Source organism: Kitasatospora sp. NPDC030952, assembly GCF_055571335.1.
On sequence record NZ_JBVIFM010000005.1, the window covers coordinates 394214 to 409646 of the forward strand.

17 protein-coding genes are annotated in these 15433 nt (G+C 73.0%); 4 read left to right on the forward strand and 13 right to left on the reverse strand.

All coding sequences use genetic code 11. From position 1 onward, the window contains the following. Window positions 1–146 precede the first annotated feature (146 nt). The 5 genes from ACZ47G_RS13480 to ACZ47G_RS13500 all read right to left on the reverse strand — a co-directional run bounded on the left by ACZ47G_RS13480 (window position 147) and on the right by ACZ47G_RS13500 (window position 4628). Window positions 147–1181 carry a UDP-N-acetylmuramate dehydrogenase gene (locus ACZ47G_RS13480; RefSeq protein ID WP_465742029.1) on the reverse strand — a complete coding sequence of 345 codons (1035 nt, stop codon included), beginning with the start codon at window positions 1179–1181 and terminating at the stop codon, window positions 147–149. A gap of 11 nt (window positions 1182–1192) precedes the next feature. Then, window positions 1193–2236, reverse strand: coding sequence for a serine hydrolase domain-containing protein (locus tag ACZ47G_RS13485; RefSeq protein WP_465742031.1), 1044 nt, complete (start codon window positions 2234–2236; stop codon window positions 1193–1195). A 2-nt stretch (window positions 2237–2238) separates the two neighbouring features. Beyond that, a complete protein-coding gene (locus ACZ47G_RS13490) occupies window positions 2239–3543 on the reverse strand; it encodes a UDP-N-acetylglucosamine 1-carboxyvinyltransferase (RefSeq protein WP_465742033.1) in 1305 nt (434 codons plus the stop codon). 2 nt (window positions 3544–3545) lie between these two features. After that, window positions 3546–4286: an LbetaH domain-containing protein gene (locus ACZ47G_RS13495; RefSeq protein WP_465742035.1), complete on the reverse strand. Its 741-nt coding sequence runs from the start codon at window positions 4284–4286 to the stop codon at window positions 3546–3548. Window positions 4287–4370: 84 nt separating this feature from the next. Beyond that, the gene (locus ACZ47G_RS13500) at window positions 4371–4628 is read right to left on the reverse strand and encodes a hypothetical protein (RefSeq protein ID WP_465742037.1); all 258 of its coding nucleotides are present in this window, start codon (window positions 4626–4628) and stop codon (window positions 4371–4373) included. A 306-nt stretch (window positions 4629–4934) separates the two neighbouring features. Between ACZ47G_RS13500 and ACZ47G_RS13505 the strand changes: the two genes are divergently transcribed. The 3 genes from ACZ47G_RS13505 (at window position 4935) to ACZ47G_RS13515 (ending at window position 7926) form a co-directional block, all read left to right on the forward strand. Beyond that, window positions 4935–6341 carry a hypothetical protein gene (locus ACZ47G_RS13505; protein WP_465742039.1) on the forward strand — a complete coding sequence of 469 codons (1407 nt, stop codon included), beginning with the start codon at window positions 4935–4937 and terminating at the stop codon, window positions 6339–6341. A gap of 23 nt (window positions 6342–6364) precedes the next feature. Then, the gene (locus tag ACZ47G_RS13510; protein ID WP_465742041.1) at window positions 6365–6964 is read left to right on the forward strand and encodes a GNAT family N-acetyltransferase; all 600 of its coding nucleotides are present in this window, start codon (window positions 6365–6367) and stop codon (window positions 6962–6964) included. Between the two features lie 716 nt (window positions 6965–7680). After that, on the forward strand, window positions 7681–7926 hold the full coding sequence (locus ACZ47G_RS13515) for a hypothetical protein (protein WP_465742043.1): 246 nt from the start codon (window positions 7681–7683) through the stop codon (window positions 7924–7926). On the opposite strand, the gene ACZ47G_RS13520 is transcribed toward ACZ47G_RS13515, so the two are convergent. From ACZ47G_RS13520 to ACZ47G_RS13545, 6 genes are all read right to left on the reverse strand, one after another. Next, on the reverse strand, window positions 7863–8477 hold the full coding sequence (locus tag ACZ47G_RS13520) for a DUF6099 family protein (RefSeq protein WP_465742045.1): 615 nt from the start codon (window positions 8475–8477) through the stop codon (window positions 7863–7865). The two genes, ACZ47G_RS13515 and ACZ47G_RS13520, sit on opposite strands and share 64 nt — an antisense overlap. A gap of 168 nt (window positions 8478–8645) precedes the next feature. Next, a complete protein-coding gene (locus tag ACZ47G_RS13525; protein WP_465742047.1) occupies window positions 8646–9032 on the reverse strand; it encodes a nucleotide pyrophosphohydrolase in 387 nt (128 codons plus the stop codon). Window positions 9033–9106: 74 nt separating this feature from the next. Beyond that, window positions 9107–10600 carry an AAA family ATPase gene (locus ACZ47G_RS13530; protein WP_465742049.1) on the reverse strand — a complete coding sequence of 498 codons (1494 nt, stop codon included), beginning with the start codon at window positions 10598–10600 and terminating at the stop codon, window positions 9107–9109. Between the two features lie 90 nt (window positions 10601–10690). After that, window positions 10691–11533 (reverse strand): putative RNA methyltransferase, encoded by an 843-nt coding sequence (locus ACZ47G_RS13535; RefSeq protein WP_465742051.1) that lies wholly within the window; start codon window positions 11531–11533, stop codon window positions 10691–10693. 147 nt (window positions 11534–11680) lie between these two features. Next, window positions 11681–12484 (reverse strand): ATP-grasp domain-containing protein, encoded by an 804-nt coding sequence (locus ACZ47G_RS13540; protein ID WP_465742053.1) that lies wholly within the window; start codon window positions 12482–12484, stop codon window positions 11681–11683. Next, complete coding sequence (locus ACZ47G_RS13545) at window positions 12481–13374, reverse strand: ATP-grasp domain-containing protein (protein WP_465742055.1); 894 nt, start codon at window positions 13372–13374, stop codon at window positions 12481–12483. Before ACZ47G_RS13545 ends, ACZ47G_RS13540 begins: the two co-directional genes overlap by 4 nt. A 349-nt stretch (window positions 13375–13723) precedes the next feature. Here ACZ47G_RS13545 and ACZ47G_RS13550 point away from each other — a divergent pair, with 349 nt between their 5' ends. Further along, on the forward strand, window positions 13724–14650 hold the full coding sequence (locus ACZ47G_RS13550; RefSeq protein ID WP_465742057.1) for a GNAT family N-acetyltransferase: 927 nt from the start codon (window positions 13724–13726) through the stop codon (window positions 14648–14650). 26 nt (window positions 14651–14676) lie between these two features. On the opposite strand, the gene ACZ47G_RS13555 is transcribed toward ACZ47G_RS13550, so the two are convergent. Beyond that, window positions 14677–15105: a fic family toxin-antitoxin system, toxin component gene (locus tag ACZ47G_RS13555; protein WP_188305350.1), complete on the reverse strand. Its 429-nt coding sequence runs from the start codon at window positions 15103–15105 to the stop codon at window positions 14677–14679. Further along, complete coding sequence (locus tag ACZ47G_RS13560; RefSeq protein WP_270146936.1) at window positions 15102–15338, reverse strand: toxin-antitoxin system HicB family antitoxin; 237 nt, start codon at window positions 15336–15338, stop codon at window positions 15102–15104. The genes ACZ47G_RS13555 and ACZ47G_RS13560 overlap by 4 nt, the downstream gene beginning before the upstream one ends. Window positions 15339–15433: the final 95 nt, after the last annotated feature.

Below are 15433 nucleotides of genomic sequence, written 5' to 3' on the forward strand. Positions count from 1 at the left end.
GTACACTAAGAGGGACAAGGGGGTATTTCCCCCCCCTCCCCCCCCCCTCCCTTTTTGTGCCCTTCCCCCTCCTCTTTTCCCCCCCCCCCCCCCACCCCCCTCCCCCCGGGGCCCCAACTACTGTCCGCTGCAACCATCCCAGGGCCTCACGGCCAGGCGCCGACCAACATCGGCTCGGGCCGAAGTTTGATCCCGGCTGCGATCTCGACCTGCGTCGAGAGTTCGGTGAGGGCCTGGGCGAAGCCGGTTGCGGTCGCCCCGTTGTGGGCGGCGAGGGTGAGGGTGCGGCGTTCCGAGCAGCGGATGCCGTCTGCGATCTTGTAGCCGGGGCGGTAGCCGGTGTGTTCCAGCAGCCAGCCGGCGCCGGCCCGCAGCTGCCCGTCGCTGTCAGTGTGGACCGGACAGCCGGCAGCCGACCAGCGGCTGGCCTGGGTGGCGGTGATGGGTGGGTTGAGGAAGACCGATCCGGCCTGGCGGGCGTCGGGTCCGTGGGGGTCGAGGAGGAGTCCGCGGCGGTGACGGTTGGCGAGGACGGCGGCGGCCACCTCAGCCACGGGCGGCTGGGCGCCGACGTGGACGCCGAGTTCGTCGGCGAGCGGCTGGTACGTGATCGGCGCAGCCGGTGAGCGGGTGAGGTGGAACGTCGCGGTGAGGATGGTCCAGCGGCCGGGGTCGTTCTTGAAGCGGCTGTCGCGGTGGCGGAGATGGCATGCCTGAGCGGGCAGGGTCCGCAGGCGGCCCATGTCCCAGTCCCAGGCGGTGAGGTGGTCGAGGGCGTCAGAGACCTGCTGGCCGTAGGCTCCGGCGTTCTGGACGGGGGCTGCCCCGACAGTGCCGGGTATGCCTGCCAGGCACTCGATCCCGGCGAGGTGTTCGGCTGCGGCCCACTGGACGAGGTCGGCGAGCGGGTGGCCGGCCTGGACGGTAACGGCCACCGTGTCGTCGTCAACTCGCTTCACGGTGATGCCCCGGGTGTTCATCACGGCGACGGTGCCCTCGTGGCCGGTGTCGGAGGCGATGACATTGCTGCCGTGGCCGAGGGTGAGGGGTGCGTCCTCCTGCCGGTCGCCGATCGTGCGGACCAGTTCGAACCAGTCGTCGGGGTCGGCGACCGGCAGGACGTCGCTGGCCGGGCCGCCGAGCCGCAGGGTGGTCAGGGACGCGAGCGTGGTGCTGGGCACGGGTGGCCCTCCTAGGGTTCGTCGGTGATCGCCTTGAGGGCGAGGGTCCGCAGCGGGGCGAGGCGGGTGCGGTTGTCCTGGTGGTGGTAGACGGCGCTGGTGCAGATGGCCAGGTAGCGGCCGGTGGCCGGGGCGAGGTAGAGGCTGGTTCCGGTGAAGCCGTGGTGGTAGGCGACCCGGCCCTCGTGGGCGAGGATCCAGGCCAGGCCCCGGTCGAGGCCCGGCTCGATCGCGGCCTGCGGCCGCATGCTGTAGGCGAGCCAGCGGCCCAGGGGCCCGCCGGTGGCGTGCGAGGACAGCAGATGGGTGGCGAAGGTAGCGAGGTCGGCCAGGGTGGTGAACACCCCGGCATGGCCGGCGACTCCGCCAAGCAGGGCGGCGTTGTCGTCGTGCGGCATGCCCCACAGCCGGGGCCCGCCGGTCAGCCGCTGCTCGGTCGGGGCAACCCGGGCGGAGCGGGGCACCGGTCCGTAGGTCGTGCTGGTCATGCCGAGGTGCTGCCAGAGGTCGGACGCCAGCTCGTCCAGGCGCTGGCAGCGGTAGTGGGCCAGGGCCAGGCCGAGGAGGATGAAGCCGCGGTTGATGTAGCGGTGACCGGCTCCGGGATCGGCGATCAGCGGCTCCCCGCAGATCAGTTCGGCGAGCGGCTCGGCGCGGTGCCGGTACTGGTCGAGGCGGGTGTCGGCCCGCAGACCGGAGGTGTGGGCCAAGATCTGGCTGACCGTCACCTGGCCGCCGGGCGCCTCGGCCGGGATGCCGGCCAGCAGGTCGCGGACCGGGGTGTCCAGGGTGAAGTCGCCCATAAGGGAGGTACCGACCAGGGACCAGGTGGCCAGGACCTTGGTCAGCGAGGCCGCGTCGTACACCGTGTCCGGCCCCGGCCGGGCGTCGCCGCACTCGGGGGCGACGACGCCGGAGGCCAGGTAGCCGGGATCGGTGTCGAAGGTGCCGTGGGCGATGACTCCGCCGGGCACGGTGCCGTCAGCGGTCATCAGGTCCAGGCACTCGCGCAGGTCGGCGAGCGCGTTCGGCTTCCACGGCACGGTGAGGGTCACGGCTACTCCTGGTCGATCCTCAGGTCGGCACCGAGCGCGGCCAACTTCGGCAGCAGGCTGCCGTATCCGCGCCGCAGGTGATACATCCCTCGGATCGTAGAGGTGCCCTCGGCGGCCAGCGCGGCGATCACGAGAGCGGTCACCGCCCGGATGTCCTCCCCGGCCACGTCGGCGCCGGTGAGGGCGGACCGGCCCCGGACGGTGATCACCGAGCCGTTCGCGTTGACGGCCGCGCCGAACGCGGCCAGGGCCGGCAGGTGGGTGTCGCGCCGGGTGTAGATCCGCTCGTCGATGCGGGAGATGCCCTCGGCCTGGGTGAGGAAGGCGGTCAGCTGCGGCTGCACGTCGGTCGGGAAGCCCGGGTGCGGGCCGGTGGCCATCTGCACCGGCCGAGGCCCGGCCGGGAGGCTGACGGCCGTTCCGCCGTCCAGCGGGTCGAGCTGGATCCCGGCGTCGGCGAACACCGCCACCAGCCCGTCCGGGAACGCGCCTGGCGGGAAGCCGTCCAGGTGGACGGCGCCACCGGTGATGGCGGCGGCCAGCGCGAGGGTGGCGGCCTCCAGCCGGTCCGGCGGAACGGTGAACACCCCGCCCCGGATGCGGTCGGTGCCGGTGACGTCCAGGGCCGTCCTGCCCCGCCACTCGATGCCGACGCCGGCCTGCGAGAGCAGGGCGGCAGTGTGGGTGACCTCGGGCTCCACGCTGGGGTTGAGGATCGCGGAGGTGCCCGGGGTGCGGGCGGCCAGCAGCATCGCGGTGACCGTCGCACCCAGGCTCGGCCCCCACGAGGTGGTCTCGGCGTCGGTGATGAACGGCAGCCGCTTGCCGGTGAAGCGGGCCCGCACCCGGCCCCGGTTCACCTCGACCTCGGCCCCGGCGGCTTCCATCGCGGCCAGGTGCCGGTCGATGTAGCGGGCGCAGAAGGCGTCCCCGCCGGGGGTGGGGAAGGTGACCTTGCCGGCGCGGGCCAGCAGGGCGCCGCCCATCACCGCAGTGGTTCGGATGCGCCGTCCGAGGTCGTCCGGGATGACGGGGAAGTAGGAGTCGGCCGGTCGGGTGGCGAACTCGTCTCCGGTCACGGTGGCGAGAGTGCCGGTGCGGTGCAGGATGTCGGCGACGACCAGGGTGTCCAGGATCTTGGGTGCACCGGCCAGGGTGAGCGGGTCGTCGGCGAGGATCGCGGCGGCGTACAGGTGCAGGGCGATGTTCTTGCTGCCCTGGACGGTGGCGGTGCCGGCCAGGCGGCAGCCTCCGGTGATCCGCACGGCCCGCCGGTCGGTCGTCGTGGTGGTGTCGGTGGTGGGCATGGTCACCTTCCCTGGCTTCCGGCCGGGAAGAAGCCCCCGACCTGGGTCTTCGGGTAGAGCAGGGTGTGCGCGCCGATCAGGGTGGCGGGCTGGAGTACGGTGCCGGCGGGAACGATCACGCCGTCGCCGATCACCGCGCCGAACTTCGTCTGGCCGGTGGCGATTCGCCGGCCGTCGAGGTGGGCGCAGACCTCTTCGGTCGCCGGTTCGGTGACCGGCCCGGAGGTGACCCGCAGGCCGGTGGTGGACACGAACGCGCCGATGTTGACGCCGAGGCCGAGCACGGAGTCCCCGACGAAGCTGGTGTGCTTCATGAAGACCCCGCCGGCCAGCAGGGAGCGGGTGACCTCGGCGCCGAAGCCGATGCGGCAGCCGGGGCCGACGACGGTGTTGTCGCGCACCCGGGCGCCGGCCTCGATCACCGCGCCGGGGCAGACCAGCACCGGGCCGGTGACGAACGCGCCTTCGGCGATGACGGCCCCGGACGCCACGATCACGCGGCCCCGAACGGTGGCGCCCGGCTCGACGGTCCCGGTCGCCTTCGGCAGCGAGATGTCCAGGTTGCCGGCCAGCAGGTCGGTGATGGCCTTCTTGATGCCGAAAACGGTCGGGCAGCGGCTCAGCAGGTGCAGCACCACCGGATCGGTGACCTGCTCGGTGTCGAAGTAGTACGCGGGGGTGGTGCGGTAGTCGATGCGCTCCAACTCGGTGTGCAGCGCGGGCGCGTCGGTCAGCCGGTGCATGGCTGGTTCTCCTCTCGGGCGAGCGAGTGGAAAAGGGTTGGGGCGTTGTTGTGCCCCCGTGCTGGTGGGTGCGACTCGCGCGGATCAACCGGCGCGATGCTGCGGACAGGCGCAGGCGGGCCAGACCTCGATCCGGGCGACGTACTCGTCGGCGCCCGGGTAGGCGCTGGTCACGCCGGAGTCGTCGTAGCGGGTGCCGTCCTGGGCAACGCTGAAAGTGCGGACGGTCAGACCCGGGCGATGCTCGGTGCGAGTGACGCGGCCTTGTTCGGCAGTTGCGGTCGTCTCGCTATCCGCCAGGGACCGCGCTTCGGCGGTGTCTTCGGTCGTGGCGTTGTCCATCGGATCCCTCCCACCTCGATCTCATGCTTCGCTGTCGGTTGTGCGCGGATTGCGAAGGCTGTTTCAGCATGGCGGCGGCGGATTGGGCATGGATACGACATCGCCGCCGTCGTGGCGGCGTCGTCACCGGAGCTGGTTCGCGCGGCAGACGACATCGTGCGTCATGACCACCGTCATGGCTGCCGTCATCTGGCCCGTACGGTCCTCGAACGCGTTTCCTGCCTCCGGACCATGGCTATCGTCAGAGCAGACGAACGGGGACGGAGAGGATCCGCAGTGGTCGAAACTCCCACACTCTTACGGGTCTTGACGCTGCAGCGGCACTGGCAGGTCTACGAGACCTTCCGCCTCCGGTTCGAGGCGACCGCGAACTCGGCCGCTGAGCAGGAGAACGACCCCCGGCTCCGGGGTTTGTCGGTCTCCAAGCGGCAGTTCGAGCGCTGGTACGGCGGCGCGGTGAAGACCCGCCCCTACCCGGACCAGTGCCGAGTGCTGGAGGCCATGTTCGACGTCAGCGTCGTGCAGCTCCTCGCGCCCGCACCGAACGCTTCGCTGCCTGCGCCCGCAACTGCCGCTTCGTTCGTCGTCCCGCCGCCACGGCCGGTCCCTGCCCTCCTCCCCTCCGAGCAGGCAGCGGTACTGCCTGCCGGCGGCCCGTCCAACAGCGAGACCCGCTTCGACGCGGGCACCACGGAATTGGAAAGGCAGGTCGCAATGGCGGCTCGTCGTGCACTTCGGTTCACCGCGATGGCGGAGGGCAGCAGCATCGGCCCGGAGACCCTGGGACAGATCCACGACGAGGTACGGCGGCTGACCGTCGCCTACCCGAAGCTGGCGCTGCCGACCCTGCTCGGCGACCTGGTCGAGGTACAGGACCTCACCTTCCGGCTGCTGGAGCACGGCCGGGTCAAGCCCCTACAGGCCCGCGAGCTGTACCTGCTCGCCGGGATCACCTCCGGCATGCTCGCCAAGGCCAGCCACGACCTGGGCAACCCGAGCGCCGCGATGATGCAGGCCCGCACCGCCTTCGTCTGCGCCGATAACGCGGACCACCACGGCATGCGCGCCTGGGTCCGCTCGCTCCAGTCGCTCATCTCCTACTGGGCCGGCCGCCCGGCTGAGGCCGCCGACTACGCCGACCTCGGGCAGGCTGCCGCCGGCAGCGTCCGGGGCACCACCAGCATCTGGCTGGCCTGTCTCTCCGCCCGCGCCCACTCCCTCCTCGGCGACGGCGAGGCCACCCGCACCGCCCTCCAACAGTCCGAGGACGCCCGCGCGGCCGTCGAACCCGACGACCTCGATGCCTTCGGCGGCATCATGACCTTCCCGGTGCCCCGCCAGCTCTACTACGTCGCCGAGGCCACCGTGCAACTCGGCGAGGACCCTGCGCTCGGCGAGAGCCAGTCCGAGGCCGCCGTCACCGCTTACCGCGACGCCTCCGAGGACGACTGGGCCTTCGGCGACGAGGCGGGCGCACAGACCGACCTCGCCCTCGCCCGCATCGCCCGAGGCGAGGTTGAAGGTGCCGTTGAGGCCGTCCGCCCAGTACTCGACCTTCCTATCGAGCAACGGAACTTCGGCATCGTCAGCAGCGCCCAGCGCGTCCGCGCCGCCCTGCACGGCGACGGCCGCCGCGGCATCGGTGCGGCGGCCGATCTGCGAGAGGAGATTGAGGCATTCACCGCCAACCCGAGCTCCGTCATCGTCCGGTGAACGCGCAGGTAGGCTCCGCAGCCATGACCCCAGTTCACCTGGCCGGCCCCCGCCTGGCGATGCGCGAAGTCGAACCCGAGGACGCCGACGCCCTCCTGGCCATCTACGGCGACCCGGAGGCCACCCGGCACCTCAGCTTCGAGCCCCGCACCCGCGAGCAGGTCCAGGCGATCACCGCCCGCTCCATCGCCTCCGCGAAGGCCACCCCACGGACCGAGTACTGCCTCGCCATCACCCGGCTCGGCGAGCACCGATTGATCGGCTACGCGCGCCTGGCTACGGAGCCACAGCAGGCCGCCACCGTGGGCTTCGCCCTCCACCCAGCCGAGTGGGGCAAGGGTCTCGGCACAGAAACCGTCCACCTCCTGTGTGCCCTCGGCTTCGACGGCCTCGGCCTGCACCGCGTCTGGGCCGCCCGGTCACCCCTCAACGACGCATCGGCGCGCACCCTGCTGCGAGCTGGTATGACCGAGGACGGGCGGATCCGCGACCACGTCTTCGTCCACGGCGCCTGGCGCGACTCGATCACCTACTCGATCCTGGAACACGAGTGGGCACCGATCAACGGGCTGGAATCCAGCGGCGACGTCAAGCTTGGCAGTGGACGCGGGCCGGGAAGGTGACCCATGCTGCCCGAACTGGCCGACTCGCACATGGTGACACCCGGCACCGCTGAGTTCGCCCGCAGTGGCGTGCCTGGCCGGCCCACGGCCGATGACGGTAACGCCTGCTTCGATGGCTTCCGCTGGCTTTGCTACGGCCAGTACCGGCCCCGGGTCCTGTGGATCAGCCCCGCCACCGTTGCCGGAGCACAGGCACCCAGGCATGCCTGTGCTCCCTGCCTCCGTGAACTCCAGGCACAGGTCTGTCGCTCGATCCCGCTCATCAGGAGGTGGGCAGGGCGGCAACTGCAACCAATCCGCAACCACGAGACGGCGAAGGCCCGAACCTTCCGAGCAGTCCAGGCCGACGTTTGTCCTAATGGGCAGAGGCAGAGGGTACGACATTCACAACCGTGAGGAACAGTACCCACACTCAGACATGCCTTGCACTACTACCCTCTCCGCAATGGTCTTTCCCGGGACCCGGCGCCGCGCTCCGCGGCGCCGGGGCCCAACTGTTGGTCTTCGCAGCTTCTCTGGGGCCCGCCCCTCCTCCTCCGCCCGCCTCGATCCGCGCCGCCCCTAGCCGAGGCCGTGCTGCGGCGGCAACCCCGGCTCACCCGAGAGGCTTACGGCGTACCGGAGTTGGACCACATCGGGTGGCGCGCGGTGACCGGTCGCAGGGACGGTTCGTTGGTTGATGCGGCACATCGCACCGATCCGAAGAGGTCCCCGTCATGTCCGAACCCTCTGCCACGCCGCAGTTCCCGAGCAGCCCGACCGGCTCGGTCACCGGCGACCCGGCCGGGCCCGCGACCCCCAAGACCCTGCTTGAGCAGATGCAGGAACTGCTCGCCTCGGTGACCGCGGATCTCGCCGCGCTGCAGTCCGGTGCCCAGGACACCACCCCGGCCGCCGCCTATCCGGCCGACACCGACACCTCCGACACGTCCGGCGCTCCGACCGCGCCGGGCACCCGGTAGTCCGGCGCCCTTCCCTCCTCCCTCGGCCCGCCCTCGCCCGGCGGTTCGAGCCGGACCACGAGCAACGGCGCGCCATGATCGGCCCGTTCAGGCTCCGCCCCGCCGCCCCGGTCGACCGCCTCGCGCAGCCGCGCGGTCACGTCCCGGCACTCCGACACCGCGTCGACCCCGTCGATGCACGTCCAGTAGAGACTCTCGGTGTCGGCCCCACAGGCCAGCACCACGAGCGTCTCCCCGACCTCCCCCAGCAGTTCCTCCAACGCCTCCAACACCAGCGCCGGTTCTCCGAGTTCGGCGAACCGACCGGCCCGCCCCGCACGCACCGCGGCACCGGTGACGGCAGACCTGCCCAGACAGACCGCCGCGTGCGCCCCGGCCTCCGAGAGCTGTCGGCCGAGCCCCGCCAGGTCGTCGTCCTCCGACTCCGCCAGCCGCGCGCCCACCGCCTCGGTGAGCAGCGCGGACCGGCGCGCCTCGGCCAGTACGTCCGGTACGTGTCTGGCTTCGGCCAGGGCGTGCCGGGCTGTCCTGATCAGTCGCAGCGCCTCCATGGCCCCCGCTCCTTCCGCTTCTCGTCGCCGTCGACCGACCCGCCGCCGGGGCGGTCGAGTGGGTCACGGGGAGAGCGTGCGGGGAGGGCGGGGTGGGCCGCATCCACCATTTCGAAAGCTGTGGAAAACCCGGGGGATGTGGATAACTTCTGTCCCCCGCAAGGGTGATCAGCCCATGTCGGGGTTGACGTCGGCCGCCGTACCCGGCACCGGGAAGCGGTCCTCGTTGCGCTCGATCTTGGCGGCGAGCGCCTCCAGCGGGTCCACTCCGACCACCGTGCAGAACTGCACCAGGTACGCCAGCACGTCCGCGACCTCGTCGCGCACCCGGTGGGCCCGCTCCGGGTCGGACATCACCGCGGCCGCCTGCTCGGGTGTGAGCCACTGGAAGATCTCCAGCAGCTCGCCGGCCTCCACGCTCAGCGCCGCCGCCAGGTTCTTCGGCGTGTGGAACGGCTCCCACCGCCGCGCCGCCGCGAACTCCACCAGTCGCAGGCGCAGCGCCTCCAGGCTCAGCTCGCCGGGCTCCGCCCCGCCCCCGGATGCCCCGTCCACCGCCGGCTCCCCCGACCCCGACCCCGACCCCGGCCCCGACCCCGGCCCCGACCTCGACCCCGTCACACGCTCGTTCACGCCCCCAGGTCTACCGCATCCCCGTCCCCGGCCACACTCGGGGAACCCCTGCCAACACCGTCCGACGACCCAACACCGTCCGACGACCCCGAACCGTCCGACGGCTCCGCCCCCTCCGACGGCTCCGCCCCCTCCGACGAACCCCCGCCGCCCACCGGCCCCCCGCGCCCGCACTGGACCGGCACCCGCACCGCCTCCGGCCGCAGCACCGTCAGCCCCGTCGCCGGATCCCGCCGGCACTCCACCAGCGCCACGTCCCCCGACCACCCGCCACCCGACCGCCCGTCCCCCACCCCGAACGCCTCCCGCGCCGCCCCCGGCTCCTGCAGCGCGGCCACCACCCGCAGCTGGTTGCGCCCCGCCATGTCCCGCGCCAGCCGCAGCAGCGAGGCGGTCTGCTCACCGGCGAGCCCGGCCCCGAGGTCCTCGGCGAGGACGGTGAGCTGGCGGTGCGCCCACGGCACCTCGGCGGCCACGTCGAGGTCGAGCACCCCTGCCCCGGTCAGCAGCACCGCCGCGAAGGCGAGGTGGCGCAGCATGCCGTCGGAGGCCTGGTCAGCCCCGGTGCGCCCGAGCACGCCCTCGTCGAAGACCGCGAGCACCCGCCGCCCCGTCCCGCTCTCCCGCTCGGCGAGGGCGATCCCGAGCAGCGGGTGCGGCGCGGCCTCCTGGACGGCCCGCAGGAGCTGCCCGTACCGGCGCGGGCACTCGTGGGAGAGCCGGTTGATCACGGCGGAGACGTTGGCGGCGTTGCTGCGCAGCCGGGCCTGCGGGTCGGCCTTGGCCCAGCCGCGCATCAGCGCGGGGACGGGGTGCAGCGGGAAGACCTCGCGCAGCGCGGTGAGCAGGTCCTCGGTGGCGGCCAGGACGAGCCGCTCGCCGGTGGAGGAGCCGGCGACGCGCAGCGGCAGCTGGGCGGTGATCATGGTGCCGCTGGGGAAGGGCGCCCGGATGTCCCCCTGGCGGGTGTCGTTGTGCCAGCACACGTTGACGCGCCCGTTCCGTACGTCCTGTTCGCCGGTGTCCACCAGGGTGCGGCCGTCGAGGCTGAGCGACTCCCGGGCGATCCGGACCGTCCCGTCGGTGCGGATCACCAGGTCGAGCCGGATCCGGCCGCGCGGTGAGCGGACGGTGCAGCCGAGGATGACGGCGTCCCGCCCGTGCGGCACGCAGCCGGCCAGGCCGCCGCGCACGGGGGTGGCGAGCGGGCCGGTGCGGGCCGGCAGTCCGTCCAGGGAGCCGGCGATCTCCTCGCCGAGGGCGAGTCGGGACAGGACGGCCAGCGCGTCGAGGGCGTTGGACTTGCCCACCCCGGCGGGCCCGTGCAGCACGGTGAGCGGCGCGAGCGGCAGGACGGCCCGCCGGTAGGACTTGAAGGCGGTGAGCCGCAGCTCCTCGACGGTGGGGCGTGGCACGGGCGCCCGGTGGGGTTCCGGGGCCCCCGGGCGCAGTTGGGCCGGGCCGGCGGGCGCGGCGGCGTCGCGGTTCACCCGTCGGACGTTAGCCGCAGCCCGGTGGGGCGAAACGTCCCTGCTCGCCAGATTCATCCCAACGTGGCGGGCCTATCGCACGGCGCTGACCTACGGCCGCCGGTACGCGGCCACCGTCACCGAGGCGGTCACCTCGACCGGCTCCGGCAGGTCGGCGAGGGCGGCCGCGAGGCGGTCGGGGTCGGTGTGCCAGGCGCTCGGCCCCATGCCGACGACGGTCCGGACGTCCTGTGCGGAGAGCCGCAGGGTGAACTCGACGGACCGCCGGTCGACCGGCGTCAGGTACGGGCCGAGCTTCTCGTCGATCCGGCGCTGCTTCTCCTCGTCGACCGACAACAGGCCCAGGGCGGCGACGAGTTCGCGCAGGTGACGGGCGGTGGGCGAGACCAGCAGCAGAGTGCCGCCGGGGCGCAGCACCCGACGGATCTCGGGGCCGTTGCGCGGGGCGAAGACGTTGAGCATCAGGTCGGCGGAGGCCTCGCGCAGCGGCAGCGGGCGCCAGGCGTCGCAGACCACGGCGCCGATCCGGGGGTGGGCCTTGGCGGCGCGGCGCAGCGCGTACTTGGAGATGTCGAGGGCCGCGCCGACCCGGCCGGGCAGGGCGTCCAGGACGTGGGCGAGGTAGTGGCCGGTGCCGGCGCCGAGGTCCGCGACCAGGCCGTCCGCTCCGCCGCCGGCGACGGAGACAGCCGTCGAGGCGAGGGCGTCGGCGATCGGCCGGTAGTGCCCGGCGGTGAGGAAGTCGGAGCGGGCGGCGACCATCTCGGCGGTGTCGCCGGTGCCGGTGTGGGCGTCGCCGGCGAGGAGGCTGACGTAGCCCTGCTTGGCGAGGTCGAAGCTGTGCCCGGCGGGGCAGCGCAGGCTGCGCTCGTGCCGGGTGAGGTCCTGCGCGCAGTGGGGGCAGGCCAGGTAGGGCTCGATGTCCTGCAGCAACGTTCCGTCTTCTCTCGCCGTTCGGCCCCGACCGGTCGGGGCCGCCAGCCAGCCTAACCACCCGCGCCCGCCGACGGCCTCCCCAGGCTCCCCGGCACCGACCCACCCCTTCACCGAAGCCGCACCCGCACCCGCACCCGCACCGCGCTACACCGACCCCGCAGTACGCCCCCGCTCCCGCGCCGCCCGCAACGCGAGCCCGGCAAGCGCCTCGGGCGCACCGGGCCGCCCGCGCACCCCGGGGAAGGCGTTGACGTCCACGATCACCGGTTCGGCCACCCCGTCCAGCAGATCGACCCCGTACACCTCCAGGCCGAACACCTCCCCGACCCGCAGCGCGAGCGCGGCCCGCCGGGCGGACGGCACCCACTCCGGCACCTCCCCCAACTCACCCTCCGCAATTGCCAGTTCGGAGCGTCGTCGGGCCGCGAATACCTGCCCGTCGACCACCCACAGCTTCTGGTCCCAGCCGTTGCCCGGGAGGTACGGCTGGGTGACGACCTCCTCCTGCGGCCAGCGTTCGGCGAGCTCCCGCATCCGGGCCGGGCCGTCGACCAGCGCGACCAGGTCGTGCCGCCGGCTGTGCCGACTCTTCACCACGAACGGGTAGGCAGGAGAGACGAGTTCGGGCAGTGTCCCGGCCGCGACGGTGGTCGCGAACGGCAGCCCGGCACCCCGGGCGAGCGAGGCCATCCGCACCCGGTCCTGGCAAAGCTCCGTCGCCGCCGCCGAGTTGACCACCACGGCCCCGCGCCGCTCCAACTCCGCTGCCAGCGCCAGCGCTTGCGGCGTACGCGCCTTGAGCAGATAGACGTCGGCGAGCGCCCCCGCAGCGACACCACCGTCGCCGATCGGCACGGCCTCCACCCGGCAGCCGCGCCGCACCAGCAGTTCGGCCGCGGCCGCGAGCACCGGGTGCCCCGGGTCGCCCGCGATCAGCCCGACCCTCACCGCAACCCACCGTCCACCAGACCGAGTCGGTCGTACTCGTCGCCCCCGGCCGCGACCAGCGCGGGCACCGACACCGCCGTACCGCTGCGCGCGAGCCGCAGCACCGCCCGGGCGACCTTCGCCACCGCGTCCGGCACCTGCCGGAAGCTCGGGAAGTCGTTGACGTCGACCACCACCGGCCCGTCCGGCCCGAGCAGCACGTCGACCCCGTACAGGTCCAGCCCGAACACCTCGCCCACCTGCGCCGCGATCCGCGCGACGCTCCCCGGCAGCGGCACCGGCCGCTCGCGCACGCCCTGCCCGGGGTGCAACGGGGACTCCCGTTCGGTCGCGAAGAGCTCGCCGTCGACGCAGTAAACCTTGAGGTCCGTCCCGCCGTTGGGCACGTACGGCTGCGCGATCAGCAGCCCCTCGGCGGCGAGTTCGGGCCCGAGCCCGATCAGGTCGTCGGGCCCGGCCACCAGCCGCACGCCGCGCCCGGAGCTGCCGTCCGCCGGCTTGACGACCAGCGGGTACTCGGCGGCCGGGATCTCGGCGAGGCGCTCCCAACGGGCGGCGGCGTAGGTGACCGGGACGGGCAGGCCGCGGGTGCGGGCGATCACCGAGGCCAGCGCCTTGTCCCGGACGCCGCGGATCGAGCGGACGTCGTTGACGGTGGTGAGTCCCACGGCGGCGGCGGCCTCCAGCAGGGTGAGTCCGGGGCCGCCGGAGACGGTCTTGAGCACCCAGGCGTCGTGGCTGCCGGCCCGGACCGCCTCGGAGATCGCCATCAGCGAGTCACCGGGGCGCAGCACGTCCACCCGGTGACCCCACGCGGTGAGTTGACGCACCACGTCCAGCGGCATGCCGTCCCGCCGGTAGTGTTCCTCCACCAGAAAGCAGAGCCTCATGGGCCTGAGTTCCCCCTTGCCTCGCCGAGTGCGGACGTCCGCCGTCCCCCTCGGCAGAGCTGTGAAGGCCTCAGCATGCCCGGCGTACACGCACAAGATCGCCGCGAGCCGGTAAGCGTTCGGCAACAATCGAACGCCGACGGCCGGGCCACCCTCACCAGACCGGCCACCGAACCGCCCTCACAACATCGGTCACCGAGCCGGGCCGCCCTCGCGACACCGACCACCGGGCCGCCCTCGCAACGCCAATGGCGGGGCCGCCCTCGCAACACCGGCCGCCGAACCGCTCGAGCGAACGTCCGCGCAAATACGGTGGCGCCCCACCCGCGCCCCTGCTTGGATGCACGCCGTGACTTCAGCTGATCATGCTCCGGACCATGCCCTGCTCACCGGGATCGAGCGCTACTACGACGCCGTGCCGCGCAGCGCCGCCACCGCCGAGGACTTCGGCCCGCTGACCCTGTTCGTCCGCAACGGCAGCACCGGTTGGCACTACTACGCCCGCCCCACCCCCGGCCACGACGGCCCGGCCGCCACCGCCGAGGACGTCCGCCGGGTGCTGGCGCGGCAGCGGGAGCTGGGCGTGCCGGAGGCCTTCGAGTGGGTGGCCGAGCAGAACCCGGAGCTGCGCGCGGCGGTGGAGGCGGCCGGGCTGACGGTGCACGAGCACCCGCTGCTGGTGCTCGGCCCGCAGGACGAGGCGGCCCCGGCACCGGCCCTCCCGGAGCGGGTGGAGGTCCGGGTGCTGGCTGCGGACGCCCCCGAGCTGGCCGCCGCGGTCGCCGTCCCGCACGTGGCCTTCGGCAGCCCGGGCACCGCCACCGGCGCCGCCGGATCGGTCGAACTGGCCGCCAGTGTGACCGAGTTGACGGCTGCGGGTGCGGTGGCGCGGATCGCCCGGCGAATCACCGACGGCGTCTCCGTGCTGGCCGCCGTGCTGGACGGCGACGGCGACGAGGTGCTGTGCGCCGGCCAGCACAACCCGGTGGGCGCGGTCACCGAGGTGGTCGGCGTCGGGACGCTGCCCTCCGCCCGGCGGCGCGGGCTGGCTCTGGCGGTCACCGCGGCCCTGGTGGCGCACGCCCGCGCCAACGGTGTGCGGACGGTGTTCCTGTCCGCCGCCGACGAGGACGTCGCCCGGATCTACCGTCGGGCCGGCTTCCGCCCGTTCGCGACGGCCCTCATCGCGGAGCCCACCGCCCGGGACACCGCAGAGCCCATCACCCCGGACACCGCACGAACTACCTCCGACGCCATCCCCGACGCCGAAGCGTAGGACGCGCCCCCGGGCGAGGACGGCGCTCAGTCGTCGTCCTCGTCCTCGTCCTCCGCCCCGGTGACGCCCTCCCCCTCGGCCTCGTCGACGACCCAGGCCGCCAGTCGCTCGGCGACCCCGGACACCCCCAGCCTCCCCTCCCGGATGGCCCGGGAGAGGCTGCGCACCTCGCGGGCGGTGGTGGCGACGGTGCAGCCGCTGGCGACGAGATAGGCGTAGGCGACGGCGGTCGCGAAGAGTTCGTTGGTCTTCTCCAGGGCGGGCACCCGGATGAGCTGGTGCATCAGCGCGGCGGCGCGGTCCTGGGGTTCGGGGTAGACGGAGATGTCGAAGATCTCGGCCTGGTGCCGGGTGACGGCCGCGAGCAGCGATCCGTAGTCGGTGACCTGCGGGTCACCGGGCGTGTACTGCTCCGCGGTCATGAGCAGCCACGAGAGGTCGACCTCCAGCTTCAACGGCGCACGTCCTGGAGCTCGCCCGACTCCCCGAACTCGGCGAGGAAGGCCGTCTCGTACTCCTTCATGAACTGCGCGGCGGCGTCGATGAAGGCGCGTCCCGACTCACCCATGTCCTGCTGGACCAGGCGTTCGATGTACTGGTTCATGCTGATCCCCTGTTGTTCCGCCCGTTCCCGGGCCATCTCCGCGGTCGTGGCGTCCACTCGGACGTTCAGCTGCTTCTTGCCCATGTCGTTCAAGCTAGCGCCGAAGTGCTAGCACAACAAGGGCGCACGCACACCGCCCGCACACCTGCCGCACGCCCCCACGCAACCTGTCCGTCACC

Excerpts from the sequence above, each read along its gene's own strand:
- ACZ47G_RS13495 (WP_465742035.1), bottom strand. The coding sequence starts at position 4,286 with ATGCACCGGCTGACCGACGCGCCCGCGCTGCACACCGAGTTGGAGCGC.
- ACZ47G_RS13560 (WP_270146936.1), bottom strand. The coding sequence starts at position 15,338 with ATGGGCAAGAAGCAGCTGAACGTCCGAGTGGACGCCACGACCGCGGAG.
- ACZ47G_RS13545 (WP_465742055.1), bottom strand. The coding sequence starts at position 13,374 with ATGAGGCTCTGCTTTCTGGTGGAGGAACACTACCGGCGGGACGGCATG.
- ACZ47G_RS13515 (WP_465742043.1), top strand. The coding sequence starts at position 7,681 with ATGTCCGAACCCTCTGCCACGCCGCAGTTCCCGAGCAGCCCGACCGGC.
- ACZ47G_RS13490 (WP_465742033.1), bottom strand. The coding sequence starts at position 3,543 with ATGCCCACCACCGACACCACCACGACGACCGACCGGCGGGCCGTGCGG.
- ACZ47G_RS13510 (WP_465742041.1), top strand. The coding sequence starts at position 6,365 with ATGACCCCAGTTCACCTGGCCGGCCCCCGCCTGGCGATGCGCGAAGTC.
- ACZ47G_RS13500 (WP_465742037.1), bottom strand. The coding sequence starts at position 4,628 with ATGGACAACGCCACGACCGAAGACACCGCCGAAGCGCGGTCCCTGGCG.
- ACZ47G_RS13520 (WP_465742045.1), bottom strand. The coding sequence starts at position 8,477 with ATGGAGGCGCTGCGACTGATCAGGACAGCCCGGCACGCCCTGGCCGAA.